Annotated in this window: 10 protein-coding genes, 1 tRNA gene and 1 pseudogene; 5 read left to right on the top strand and 7 right to left on the bottom strand. The window is 38.2% G+C overall.

The window, feature by feature from the left end; all coding sequences use genetic code 11:
* Nucleotides 1-69 precede the first annotated feature (69 nt).
* Nucleotides 70-291, bottom strand: a pseudogene (locus tag F6K40_RS34135) (SDR family NAD(P)-dependent oxidoreductase); the annotation flags it as partial.
* 530 nt (nucleotides 292-821) lie between these two features.
* Here F6K40_RS34135 and F6K40_RS34130 point away from each other — a divergent pair.
* The 3 genes from F6K40_RS34130 (at nucleotide 822) to F6K40_RS34120 (ending at nucleotide 3,873) form a co-directional block, all read left to right on the top strand.
* Nucleotides 822-1,139, top strand: coding sequence for a hypothetical protein (locus tag F6K40_RS34130; protein ID WP_293142761.1), 318 nt, complete (start codon nucleotides 822-824; stop codon nucleotides 1,137-1,139).
* A 261-nt stretch (nucleotides 1,140-1,400) separates the two neighbouring features.
* Entirely contained in the window at nucleotides 1,401-2,507 is a 1,107-nt protein-coding gene (locus tag F6K40_RS34125; RefSeq protein WP_293142759.1) for a TRAP transporter substrate-binding protein, read from the top strand.
* Nucleotides 2,508-2,784: 277 nt separating this feature from the next.
* Entirely contained in the window at nucleotides 2,785-3,873 is a 1,089-nt protein-coding gene (locus F6K40_RS34120) for a TRAP transporter substrate-binding protein (RefSeq protein WP_293142757.1), read from the top strand.
* Nucleotides 3,874-4,087: 214 nt separating this feature from the next.
* On the opposite strand, the gene F6K40_RS34115 is transcribed toward F6K40_RS34120, so the two are convergent.
* The gene (locus tag F6K40_RS34115) at nucleotides 4,088-4,414 is read right to left on the bottom strand and encodes a hypothetical protein (protein ID WP_293142755.1); all 327 of its coding nucleotides are present in this window, start codon (nucleotides 4,412-4,414) and stop codon (nucleotides 4,088-4,090) included.
* Between the two features lie 36 nt (nucleotides 4,415-4,450).
* Complete coding sequence (locus tag F6K40_RS34110) at nucleotides 4,451-5,800, bottom strand: hydrogenase (protein WP_293142753.1); 1,350 nt, start codon at nucleotides 5,798-5,800, stop codon at nucleotides 4,451-4,453.
* Between the two features lie 143 nt (nucleotides 5,801-5,943).
* On the opposite strand from F6K40_RS34110, the gene F6K40_RS34105 reads away from it, so the two are divergent.
* Nucleotides 5,944-6,016: transfer RNA gene (locus F6K40_RS34105), tRNA-Arg, on the top strand.
* A 108-nt stretch (nucleotides 6,017-6,124) separates the two neighbouring features.
* Here F6K40_RS34105 and F6K40_RS34100 read toward each other — a convergent pair.
* A complete protein-coding gene (locus F6K40_RS34100; protein WP_293142752.1) occupies nucleotides 6,125-6,526 on the bottom strand; it encodes a hypothetical protein in 402 nt (133 codons plus the stop codon).
* 292 nt (nucleotides 6,527-6,818) lie between these two features.
* Between F6K40_RS34100 and pyrE the strand changes: the two genes are divergently transcribed.
* Complete coding sequence (pyrE, locus tag F6K40_RS34095; RefSeq protein WP_293142750.1) at nucleotides 6,819-7,430, top strand: orotate phosphoribosyltransferase; 612 nt, start codon at nucleotides 6,819-6,821, stop codon at nucleotides 7,428-7,430.
* Nucleotides 7,431-8,116: 686 nt separating this feature from the next.
* On the opposite strand, the gene F6K40_RS34090 is transcribed toward pyrE, so the two are convergent.
* The 3 genes from F6K40_RS34090 to F6K40_RS34080 form a co-directional block, all read right to left on the bottom strand.
* Nucleotides 8,117-11,068, bottom strand: coding sequence for a CHAT domain-containing protein (locus F6K40_RS34090; RefSeq protein WP_483143785.1), 2,952 nt, complete (start codon nucleotides 11,066-11,068; stop codon nucleotides 8,117-8,119).
* Nucleotides 11,069-11,690: 622 nt separating this feature from the next.
* Complete coding sequence (locus F6K40_RS34085; RefSeq protein WP_293142745.1) at nucleotides 11,691-11,873, bottom strand: HNH endonuclease; 183 nt, start codon at nucleotides 11,871-11,873, stop codon at nucleotides 11,691-11,693.
* A gap of 648 nt (nucleotides 11,874-12,521) precedes the next feature.
* Nucleotides 12,522-12,794: phosphomethylpyrimidine synthase ThiC (locus F6K40_RS34080; RefSeq protein ID WP_293142742.1), on the bottom strand; the 273-nt coding region annotated here is incomplete at its 5' end.

The following is a 12,794-nucleotide window of genomic DNA, read 5'->3' as shown; positions in this document are numbered from 1 at the left end:
TTGTTCACAGTTGGAATTAATCAAAATGCTAAACCCAATAATAACTGGGTGGAGCAATTACTACTCGTCAAACTTTTTTACACCCTCTAAACTGGCCAAGTCTAGGTGCATAACAGTGTAACTATCTTGTGCCATTCCTACTTCCTGGGCGACTCTTTCTGCTTTTGAGAGGTCTCGACAGGCCATCACAACATACCATTCACCTGTTTTAGCTAGAGCTTTGGCAGCGTGTAAACCTACTCCTGACGATGCACCTGTGATTATTACTGTCGATTTATGATTTTGTTCCATTCTCAATGAGATTTTGTAAAATTCGATTGACTGATTTGATAATTTTATAACAGTCTTGACCAAATCAAAAGTCAAGTGTGAATTACTAGAATAAATTTATTCTACAGACTTAGGCAAAGAAACTGGGTTGCTAGAAGAAATTGTGGTTTTAACGATAGATATTTAGGAAAAAAATCGGGTTTCTAGATTCCTGTAAGTAATATCATGTCCGGATAATCAGTGATAAAAAAAACTTTCTTCTTTTTATACTTTCTTCTCCTCTCTTCCCTCCTGACTCCTGTCTCCTGTCTCCTGTCTCCTCCCTCATTTATTTATAACTATTCAACCGGACATGATATAAGTCATTTAAAGTCAATTCTTAAAAAATAAAAAAGATGTAATATTAAATACAAATTATTAAATTGAGAGTTTAATTATAGCATTAATGGGAATAATTCTCTGATTGTAAATTTTAATCACAAAACTCAAGTATTTTCACCCTGCTGATGATAATTTTGAGAATGTAAATTGACTCAAATCAGGAACAAGTTATGGCAATCATTAAAGATAGCAAAGAGCACGAACACCAACACATCTATGGTGGTGTTGCACCAAATGGTGATTGCTGGTTTGGTGAAGGTTTTAAGAGCCAGAAAATTAAGGAAGGAACCTATATCGTAAAATTCGAGAATCCTTTTGCAGGTTTACCAGCACCAGTTTGTACTATTTCTGGAAATGAGTGGATGACATTTAATATGTCAGTCGCCACCGTTCAAATTACTCCAGAATACTTCATCTGCATTACTTCATCACCTCACCAACCTATTGATTGTGCTTTTACATTTATTGCTTTTGGTGACGCTAAATAAGAGTTTTAACACTCGCTAAAAATGTTAACAGCATATTAACCTTTGCTGTATTTAAAATTTAGTATAATTAAATATAGCCCCAGACTTTTTGTTTGAGGGCTTTTTTCTGATTTTATTATATACTTGGATAAGATTTAAACTTCTACAGGACTTACGCAAATTATTAGGCAAAACGCTATTTATAGAGGGCGAATGCCATTCGCCCCTACCAGATATGGTGGCTCTGCGTAAGTCCTGTTCTATTCCCATTCCCTATTAATAATGAAACGAAGAAAACTAATTAACCATATTGCAACTGCTACAGGTGTCGCAACTTTAGCCGCTTGTAGTCAAACCCCCACTCAAACTACCTCTACTGATAGCTTGCCCTCTATAAAATGGAGAATGACCACAAGTTGGCCTCGCTCCCTAGATACAATTTTTGGTGGGGCACAAATGGTTTGCGATCGCGTCGCAGCTATGACCAATGGCAGATTTACTATTACCCCCTATTCCGCAGGAGAAATAGTCGGAGGTTTAGAAGTTCTAGATGCTGTCCAACAAGGTACAATACAATGTGGCCATACTGCGAGTTACTATTACGTTGGCAAAAATCCAGCTCTCGCCTTTGGCACATCTGTCCCCTTTGGTTTAACTGCCCAACAACAAAATGCTTGGTATTATCATGGTGGGGGGTTAGAAATAATGCACAAGCTTTACTCCGACTTCAATATTATTAGTTTTCCTGCTGGTAACAGTGGAGTCCAGATGGGAGGTTGGTTTAAACGAGAGATTAACGCACTTAGCGATCTAAATGGTTTAAGTATGCGCATCCCTGGTTTTGGTGGGGAGGTAATGAGAAAATTAGGTGTCAATACTCAAGTATTGCCTGGTGGTGAAATTTATCTAGCTTTGGAAAGAGGCGCTCTTGATGCTGCGGAATGGGTAGGTCCTTATGATGACCAGAAATTAGGTTTAAATAAAGCTGCAAAATATTATTATTATCCTGGTTGGTGGGAACCTGGTCCGACTTTTGAGGTACAAGTTAATTTGAATGAATGGAATAAGTTGCCAAAAGAATATCAAGAAGCTTTTAAGACTGCTGCATATCAAGCGAATATAAATATGTTAGCCCAATATGATACTTTAAACGGAGCAGCATTAGCAGAATTGATAGCAGGTGGTACAGAATTACGCCCCTACACTCAAGAAATTTTACAAGCAGCACAGAAAGCAGCTTTTGAATTTTACGAAGAAAAAGCTAGTCAGGATAAAACCTTTAAAGAAGTCTACGAACAATGGAAAAAGTTCGGAGCAAAGATTTATCAATGGAATGCTATTAATGAATTGAGTTTTGCTCAGTTTACGTTCAACAACTCGCCAAGCTAAATTTTGAATTGAGAATTTGCAAAAAGGAAGTGTTTTTCCCACTGTTGCTTGTTCCCTAAAGTGAATTGAGAATTTGCAAAAAGGAAGTGTTTTTCCCACTGTTGCTTGTTCCCTATTCCCTGTTCCCTAGAGTGAATTGAGAATTTGCAAAAAGGAAGTGTTTTTCCCACTGTTTCCTGTTCCGTAAAGTGAATTGAGAATTTGCAAAATGGAAGTGTTTTTCCCACTGTTGCCAGTTCCCGATTCCCTGTTCCCTGCTATAACACATAAGTAAATAATGAAACGTCGAAACCTAATTAGTTATGCTACCGTTGCTGCTACAAGTGCAGTTGCTTTACCTGCATCAAGTCAAACCGAACTCCAACAGATCAAATGGAGAATGACGACAAGTTGGCCGAAATCTCTCGATACTTTGTTTGGTGGAGCGCAGAGAATTTGCGATCGCGTAGCAGCTTTAACCAATGGCAGATTTACTATTATTCCCTATCAAGCTGGTGAAATAGTTGGAGGATTAGAAGTTTTAGATGCCGTACAACAAGGCACTGTACAATGCGGTCATACTTCTAGTTATTATTACAAAGGCAAAAATCCTGCCCTAGTATTTGCTACTACTGTTCCATTTGGTTTTACTACCCAACAACAGAATGCCTGGTTATATCATGGAGGGGGTTTAGAAGCTATACAAAAAGTTTATGCCGATTTTAATGTGATCAACTTTCCTGCCGGTAGTACAGGGGCACAAATGGGTGGTTGGTTTAGAGAAGAAATTAATACTTTGGGTGACCTTAATGGTTTAAAGATGCGTATTCCTGGTTTGGGAGGGGATGTGATGAGCAAGTTAGGAGTAAATGTGCAGGTATTACCTGGTGGGGAAGTTTATTTAGCTTTGGAAAGAGGAACTATTGATGCTGCTGAATGGGCAGGTCCTTATGATGATGAGAAATTGGGTTTATATAAGGCTGCAAAATATTATTATTATCCTGGTTGGTGGGAACCAGGTCCGACTTTAGATGTATTGGTTAATTTAGATGCTTGGAACAAATTACCAAAGGAATATCAGGAAATTTTTCAGACTGCTGCTTATGAAGCTAATTTGAATATGTTAGCTCAATATGATGCTTTGAATGGTGAAGCGTTGCCAAGATTGATTGAAAAAGGTGTGCAGTTGAAGGCTTTTAGTCCAGAAATTATGGAAGCTGCCCAGAAAACTGCTTTTGAGATTTATGAGGAAAATGCTAGTAAAGATGGGAGTTTTAAAGAAGTTTATCAACAGTGGAAAAAATTTCGAGAACAAGTTTTTAATTGGAATAAAGTTAATGAGTTAAGTTTTGCTCAGTTTTCTTTCAATAATATTATGTTCGGTTGAATAATTATAATTAAAGAGGGAGGAGTCAGGAGTTAGGAGTCAGGAATAAGAAGCCGTAGGGGCGAATGGCCATTCGCCCCTACAGGAATTACAGCGGTTTTCATTTGGGTAGAACACAGTAGGGACGTTCCATGGAACGTCCCTACAACGTTTTGCTTGTGAAAATGTGGTTCATCAATTTGAAAAGCGCTGTAGGAGTCAAAGCTCTCGATCCTCAAGTTGCGACTGAATATATAAAGGACTTACGCCGAACTGCGATATCTAGTAGGGGCGAATGGCATTCGCCCTCTATGGATAGCGTATTGTCTAATAATTTGCGTAATATCAAAGCGGTGCTAGTTTTTGGCAAACTCCTCAGTCGGACGTCCTCAAAAGTCAGGAGCCAGAGAAATAGGATAGGGGAAAAAGGTAGAAAAATCTCCCTATCCCCCCATCTCCCAATCTCTAAATGGCGAAGATACATAAGTTTTGTAATTTCTTCCCACACCTCCCACACCTCCCACACCTCCCACACCTCCCACACCTCCCACACCTCCCACACCTCCCACACCTCCCACTTTCTCTTAAGAGGAAACTGCTAACTTTTAGGTTCTATCCAAACTTTCATTCCCTCTACCCTTAGAGATTTATTGCGAGTACCACAATATTGACCATTACGATAAACAGGCAAATCTCCCATATTTTGCACATGAGCAGTGTAGCAGATATCATAACTATTAGCTTGAGAACCTGTAAGTCGCATCGCCAATCCTTCTAGTCTACGCGCTCTTCCACGTTCCCCTGCTAATTTTCCTGCTTCTAACCAAGGAGTATCGCCAACTCCACCAATATGTGCCATATATTCCAAATTTAACCCAGCAACAGGGGGTTCTATATTAATTTGAAAAGCTTCTACGCGGAAACCTTGACCGCGAGTACCCGCATACTCTCCAGCAGAAAACGAGCGATCGCCCACATTTTGTATATGAACTATAACTTTTAATCCTACAGAAACTCCTGACGGTTGATTAGTATTTTCTCCAAACATGATATTTGGTCTTTGAATTTTAGAGGAATTTTGAGGAGTTTCTACACCAGGAACAATAATAATTTCCTCTAGAGGTTTTGCTGGTGTCGGATCTTCTAAAATTATGATATCTGGATCGTCAATAGGTGTTTGATTAGGTTCGCCACCACCAGAGGGTACTACTATTAAAGGTGGTAAATTTGTAGTAGTTGACTTTTGCGGTGAGGTTGGTTGAGTAGGAATATTTTGAGGGCGCTCTAATTCTTCGAGTGCAGGTAATTTAATTGTAGATGTTGTTGGTAAGGAGTCATTGGGAATTGTCAGTTTTCCTCTGAATATAGCTAACATTAATTTTTTGCCAAAAGTTACGTTAACTTTTTCTTCCAATTCCAACAACTGTTCGTCATCTAAACTTTTCCCTTGTTTAACAAGTTTTAATACTGCTGAAAGTGGATGTCTATCTTCAATTAAAGCTTGAGCATCATCAGGTAATTTTTCAGATTTTGTCTCAGATATTTGTTTATATAGTTCTTTTGCTTGTGCCTTAACTGACTCTAAAGGAGGAAACTCTGGTTGTTCTTGATGAGCGATCGCCAAAATTTGATTAAGAATATTTAAAGCTGGTTGACTAATTGATGATTCTGTGGTTATTGTAACTGCTTTGATTAAATTTTCCAAGTCTGTCAAGGAAGATATTGCCCCAGTAGAAATTTGAGATGTTTGTGCCAATTTTAGTCCCTGCTCTTTCATCTCAGCAAAATCTCTACTGTAACCCATCAGTTCTTCTAGTAAACTTTCTGAAGGGGGAGTACCAGTATTTTGTAGTTCTTTAGCTGCTAGGGAGAGGCGAGTACCTAAACTAGAAAAATTTTCTCTATAGGAAGCTAGTTTGGCTAATAAGTTATGGTGAGTTGTTTCCATGCTGTTGTTACAGTCAAATTATACACTCACAATTTTACCGAAAAATTGGGTTTAAAGCCTCGCCCTTCTAGAACTCTAGAAAAAATAATAATTTCCCTCTTGCCAATTTAAGACCAAAAATGTTATAGTTAAATTTATTATTAGGGCGCGTAGCTCAGTGGATAGAGCACCAGATTCCGGTTCTGGGTGTCGGGGGTTCAAATCCCTCCGTGCTCGTTGGAGGAAGTAAGGTAGTGGGTAAAAGGTAGAAGGAAAAAAAATATCCTAGAAACCGGGTTTCTTAAGGAACTACTCCCTACTCCCTACTCCCTACTCCCCAAAGAACTAATTACCACCAAAAGTAGGGGTTGACTGAGAGGGAGGAGTTGTTAGGACAGATTGATCGTAGGGGTTAATCAGATCGGGAGTGCGAATAACTGGGGTACTAGAAAATTGTCGTCTTTGTTCATCTATATATACCTGGTTAAATCGGCTATTATCACTTTCAATAGCTTGCTCTGGATACTTAGGAATACCAAAAAAACGACCAATCTGATGCAAAAGGTTTCTTTTCCCAAAATAGTTACCAGAACGTACTTGACTTGCTCGGTTAAACTCTTCTGCAAAAGGTTGATATGTACGAGCATTATCTTCTGGATGTCCCGCTTGAGCAATCTGGACAGATGTTAGAGTCGCGATCGCAGAAAAAAGAATCGTGCCACTAAGACTTTGACAATTTATGGCCATAAATTATAATTTATTTAGATTATTACTGGTAAATTGCTCGTATTATAGCAGTGAGATTCTCAGGATAGGGAATAGTTCAATAATTAATAATTAACAATTAATAATTAATAATTACCTCTTCTTAAAAACGGATAGGATTGGTTAAAAAGGAAATTTTTTTCTGTTTTATCCTTGAAAGTGGAGGTTTTAAACCTTGATTTTTTTTGGTAATAGAGATTAGTATTAATTTCCTTAAATTCTTTTTTTTTCTTAATTCATAACTTTTGACTTTTAAATTTCCTTTGGACTTAATATGACAAACCAAATTTCATCTTTAGATTCAACTACTGCTGATTTAATAACTATTAGAAAACAACTGCTCGATTTGTTATGTCAGTTAGCTTATCGTGAGGGAAATTTTGTACTATCCTCTGGGCAAAGTAGTTCCTATTATATAAATGGTAAATACGTTACTCTTCATCCTCTGGGCGCTCTGATAATTGGCAGATTACTATTGTCCATGTTGCCGGAAGATACTCAAGGAGTGGCAGGTTTAACATTGGGTGCCGATCCAATTGTGACTGCTGTTAGTGTGGTATCTGTTTATGAAAATCGTCCTATACCAGCTTTAATTATCCGTAAACAAGCTAAAGGACATGGTACAATGTCTTACATTGAAGGGCCAGTATTAGAAACTAATGCCAAAGTAGTTGTGTTGGAAGATGTTGTAACAACTGGAGCATCAGCAATGATGGCAGTTAATCGATTACGAGAGGCAGGTTATCAGGTTGATCAGATTTTTTCTCTTGTTGATAGACAGCAAGGTGGTAGAGAATTTTATGAGAAAGAAGGTATTCACTTTGAGTCAATATTTACAATCTCAGAATTACAAGAAAATCTTAATAAAATAAGGAGTAGGGAGTAGGGAGAATTAACGAAGTCAGAAGTCGGAAGTCAGTAGGGGCGATTCGCGTTTGCGGAGCATTCCGTAGGAAATCGCCCGTACAGAAGTTATTTTTGTAACGGGGATTTTAGCAAGTCTCCAAAAACATTTCGCCGATCGAGGAGAGGTGGCGCAACCCAATTCTGTTTGATAATTGATTTGATTTTTGATGATCGGAGATGACTAATTATAAAAATGAGGACTAAAGCAGATTATAAAGGTTCAAAATAGCAGTTATATCAAATTCGGTTGATATGATGCTGAAAAAATAATACTAAATTCATACTGATGTAGTTATATTAAATCCGCTTAGGTTCGGTATAAAAAAATGTTCCATTTGAGTGCCATTACCAAGTCTTTCTAATTTCTCTTTTTCCTGCACCTCCTAAAGCGCTTTTCGCTCTTGATGAACCACATCGCCATAATCAAAATCTTGTAGAGAAGTTGTACATATTCGGTTGATATGATGCTGAAAAAATAATACTAAATTCATACTGATGTAGTTATATTAAATCCGCTTAGGTTCGGTATAAAAAAATGTTCCATTTGAGTGCCATTACCAAGTCTTTCTAATTTCTCTTTTTCCTGCACCTCCTAAAGCGCTTTTCGCTCTTGATGAACCACATCGCCATAATCAAAATCTTGTAGAGAAGTTGTACATAACGTACCTATAAGGGCGAATGCCATTCGCCCCTACTGTGTCTACCGACATGAAAACTGCTGTAACTTCTAACTTCTGACTTCTGACTTCTGACTTCTAATTCCCACTCACCCTGCAACGTAAACGCTCCCCAATAATAGGGACTCATCCCCTGTTGCCACATTTCTAACTGTGTCACCCGCAACGCTTCTGCCGGTGACAACTCCTGCTCCAAAATTCCCTGATAAAACTGCAACATCAACTGTGCCGTTGCATTATCATCCACTAACCACAAGGAACCTACTACCCGTTTTGCTCCGGCATACATAAATCCCCTTGTCAAACCCACCAAACCTTCTCCTTTAATATCTTTTCCTAATGCTGTTTGACACGCACTCAATACTACTAATTCTGCTGGTAAATTCAGATTAAAAATATCATTCAGTCGCAGGAAACCATTTTGCCAGTTACCATTTTTATCTACTAACGACATAATAATGCCTGATAATTCTGGTTGCTTACTGTTAGCAAAACCGTGGGTAGCAAAATGTACAATCTGATATTCGCCTAATTTCTGACTGGTTGCTGTTTCTCTATTTGCCTGAAAATCAAAAGCTTGAGTGCGTTTCGACTCAGGTACTAAAGCCATAATTGCTTCTGCTTCAGTGCGAGTACCGGGAAGTCTATCCCACCTAATACCAACATCTCTAGCTGCCCTATCTAATTGTTGCGACTCCAGGGGGAAATTACGACTGGGGTTTTCTGATGTAGATGCTGCGGTAGTTTGACTACTGATAACTGATAACTGTTCACTGTTCGCTGAAATGACTCTGCCATCTTCCCGACTAAATACTGGATCGGCAAGAATAGCTAGTTTTTTCGGGGCAAGTTTCCGAGATTTTGTGCTATTGCGGATATTGGCAATGGTACTCGCAGAAGGTAGGTTGACTATTTCGTGGTTGACTATTAAAGGTTGATAACCATCACTTTCTTTAGCAGTATTTGGTATGGATAAGGTGGAAAAGGGAATGTATTGTAAGAAGCGATCGCCAACTATTAAGAGACGTTTTTTGTTAAATTTATCGGCAACTGGTTTGAGAATAATTTCTGTCAGTTCATCGGCAGCACTATCAATTTTTACTATGTCGTTGCGTTTCCGTGGATCTGTTATTGTTCTCATTAACTCTGTGGCAGCATTTTTAATTTCTGCTTGAGGAGGAAGTTGATAACTGTTGATGCTGTCTTTGGTAACTGCCCACAAATAGCTGCTTTTTTCTCCAAGAGAATATTGTAAAAGTAAGGTGTCATTATCTAATACCTCTTGTTGAATTTCTTTGAGAGTTAGGGGTTGAGGTTGGGTTAGGGCTGCATAATTTGGGCTAGTAGTACGAATATTGGCGCGGAGTTTGTCATATTCATCTATGAGTTTGTCTCTTGTTTCTTCTATTTTGGCTTTTTGTTCGGGGGTGTATTCTCGACTGAGGATTTGGATGCGTTGGGTTTCGATGGTATTGAGTTGTTGTTGAAGTTTTCTTTCTGCTGTGGCGAGTTGGGGATCTATTCCTTGGCGGATATCGACACTAGCTTCGTTGAGCAGTTCGAGGAGAGTACGGGCGCGACTGCGTTCGCTGGCATGGAAAGCTTTGGCATCATAACCTTGGTTGGGTTGTTGTTGGTGCAGTTGCATCAGTAAGTCGATGTAAAATTCATATCGATCCTGAACCGTGGCAAAGTAAGAGGTGCGGAGTTCGGCACTAGCAACTTTAGTGCGGAGGTTTTCAATTATTTCGAGAGCTTTTTCTATAAAAATCAGGCTTTCAGTCAGTTTGTTTTCGTCTCGCTGAACCCTAGCGATATTATAAAAAGTAATTGCTTCCCCATCTCGATCGCCTACTCGTTCATATATAGGTAAAGCTTGCTCGTAGAAATCAAGTGCAATTTGTTTTTCTCCTAAACCATCGTAGACAAGGCCAATATTATTCAGAGTGGTTGCTTCCCCAGAGCGATCGCCTACTTGTTCATATAGAGGTAAAGCTTGCTGATAGAAATTGAGTGCAATTTGTTTTTTTCCTAAACCATCGTAAACAAGAGCAATATTATTGAGAGTTGTTGCCTTCCCAGAGCGATCGCCTACTTGTTGATATAGAGGTAAAGCTTGCTGATAGAAATCAAGTGCTGTTTCTTTTTCTCCTAAACTATCGTAGACTAAGCCAATATTATTCAGAGTAGTTGCTTCCCTACCGCCCTCCCTTACTTGCTGATATATAGGTAAAGCTTGCTCGTAGAAATCAAGTGCTGTTTGTTTTTCTCCTAAACTATCGTAGACAAACCCAATATTATTGAAACTGTCTGCTTCCCCAGAGCGATCGCCTAGTTCTTGTCTTAGAGTTAAAGCTTGCTGATAGAAATTGAGAGCTGTTTGTTTTTCCCCTATGCTATCGTAGACAAGGCCAATATTATTCAGAGTAGTTGCTTCCCCATAGCGATCGCCTACTTTTCGTCTCAGTGGTAAAGCTTGCTCGTAGAAATGGAGAGCTGTTTGTTTTTCTCCTAAGCTATCGTAGACAAACCCAATATTATTGAGAGTCCTTGCTTCCCCAGGGCGATCGCCTACTTGTCGTCTTAGAGGTAAAGCTTGCTCATAGAAATTGAGTGCTGTTTGTTTTTCTCCTAACTTATCGTAGACAGCAGCAATATTATTCAGAGTAACTGCTTCCCTGCTCAAGTTACCTGTTTTCCTAAATAGTAATAGCGCCTCTTGCCATTTAGCGATCGCTTCCTTCAGAGATTCTGCTGTTCCTTGCTGAAATAATTCAAATCCGCGATCGAATAATCTATCTGCCTCAGCACTAGGGTTTGTTTGAGTAATAACTTCTCCCCCATTGACAATATTGGGCAATATTAAGAGAGGGAAACTGACATTAAGTAACATCAGACTATTAACACTGAGAATAGACAACCATCTCTTAGGAGAAACCATAAATTTAACTTTTTCCTGACAAATATAAATTTTCAATACTATTATTATATCATGTCCGGTAGCATCGGTATTGTATAGCAAAGGTAGGGAACAGGGAGGAGGGAGGAGAGAGGAGGGAGGAGGGAACACTTAACTGGCAGGAATACTTAAGAGCAAGAAAAAAACTTAAATTTCCGGTAAAATTCACCCTTGAGTTTACACCAACGATACCAGCGGACATGATATTATATATTGAGCAATAATATCAAATCCGGTAGCATCGGTATAAAAAAGCAAGCAGAGAAACCGGGTTTGTATCAAATGCCCTAAAATACTAACATTGACTTCCCACAAACCCGGTTTCTTTTGTAACTCCGAAGCAAGCGAATTTGATCTAACTTCTTCCTCATTCACATTTTTAGTTATTCCTAAAAATATCTAAAGCAACCCAAAGCGATCGAGCAGTAAGTTGTTCTTGAGTGTTCATGCGAAGGCGTTCCACCGTAACACGACCAATGGGAGTTTTTCCCACTATTTGACAAGTATCTCTATCAAAAACAAAATGTTCCTGCGAAATATCAATGCGTGGATTAAATAAGCGAACTTGCTCTTGAGTAATTTCATCAATTCCATCAATAAAATTTTACTTTCTTAGATTACAAATTCGACAAGCTAATGCTAAGTTTTGTACTTCATTTAATCCCCCTTTTGCAATAGGAATAATATGCTCAACTTCAAAAGCTAAATTAAAAATTACCTCTGGCGCATAACAATATTCACACAGATGTTTAGCTCTTTTAGCAACAAATGGATATTTAGGATTCATTAAAACTAGATTTCCTGATTTTTAAAATTTGTCTATATATCCATTGTAATAGATCTAATCCCTCTTTCGCAGTAGGAATAATATGCTCAACTTCAAAAGCTAAATTAAAAATTACCTCTGGCGCACAACAATATTCACACAGATGTTTAGCTCTCGCAAGGACACTATATATAGTGTCTACTAATTTAGGCGATCGCTTGGAAAATTATAGCGATCGCTTGAATAAAAAAATCATCATAACTTATATTAAAGAGACACTAATATAGTTAATTTTCACGGGTTAAAAATGTTGCTAACTGTAAATAACATTTGCCAAAATACTCTAATTAAGTCCTGATTCCTACATTTTAATAATTTATGGCTTGTATTTATTGTCAAAATTAATTTTTTTTCCTCCATTTTTTGCCGATTTATATTTCCTGGTTCCGGCGTTTCCTATCTATTTTCACCTGCTCTGTCACGCTCTGCAATATTTTATGAAAATGGTATTAATTGTTCTGATAACATCTCATAAATCATTCCTGATCGCTATATTTAGAAACTATTTGTAATTACAAAAAAACCTCTCTCTGTCTCAGAGAGAGGCTTTAAAACCAAAATATTAATTATTTCCTGAACACCCTAATTATTTCAGAATTAATGTAGCTATTAACCTTGAGTTACAGCTTCCTTTTCTGAAATTACGCTTTCCTTTTCTTTCGCTAAAAACTTCTCTAATTCTGTCAAAGCATCAGCATCAACCTTAGTTTGCATCGGACAGAATTTCGGTCCGCACATAGAACAAAATTCAGCAGTTTTATAGATATCCGCAGGCAAAGTTTCATCGTGATATTCCTTTGCTCGATCTGGATCTAAAGATAACTCAAATTGACGGTTCCAATCAAAATTATAACGAGCAGCAGAAAGTTCATCATCCCGATC

This window comes from Okeania sp. SIO3I5, assembly GCF_010672085.1.
In the GTDB taxonomy this organism is placed as follows: Bacteria; Cyanobacteriota; Cyanobacteriia; order Cyanobacteriales; family Microcoleaceae; genus Trichodesmium.
This window is presented reverse-complemented; position numbering and strand designations above follow the sequence as displayed.

Excerpts from the sequence above, each read along its gene's own strand:
- F6K40_RS34110 (WP_293142753.1), bottom strand. The coding sequence starts at position 5,800 with ATGGAAACAACTCACCATAACTTATTAGCCAAACTAGCTTCCTATAGA.
- F6K40_RS34125 (WP_293142759.1), top strand. The coding sequence starts at position 1,401 with ATGAAACGAAGAAAACTAATTAACCATATTGCAACTGCTACAGGTGTC.
- F6K40_RS34120 (WP_293142757.1), top strand. The coding sequence starts at position 2,785 with ATGAAACGTCGAAACCTAATTAGTTATGCTACCGTTGCTGCTACAAGT.
- F6K40_RS34085 (WP_293142745.1), bottom strand. The coding sequence starts at position 11,873 with ATGAATCCTAAATATCCATTTGTTGCTAAAAGAGCTAAACATCTGTGT.
- pyrE (WP_293142750.1), top strand. The coding sequence starts at position 6,819 with ATGACAAACCAAATTTCATCTTTAGATTCAACTACTGCTGATTTAATA.
- F6K40_RS34130 (WP_293142761.1), top strand. The coding sequence starts at position 822 with ATGGCAATCATTAAAGATAGCAAAGAGCACGAACACCAACACATCTAT.
- F6K40_RS34100 (WP_293142752.1), bottom strand. The coding sequence starts at position 6,526 with ATGGCCATAAATTGTCAAAGTCTTAGTGGCACGATTCTTTTTTCTGCG.
- F6K40_RS34090 (WP_483143785.1), bottom strand. The coding sequence starts at position 11,068 with ATGGTTTCTCCTAAGAGATGGTTGTCTATTCTCAGTGTTAATAGTCTG.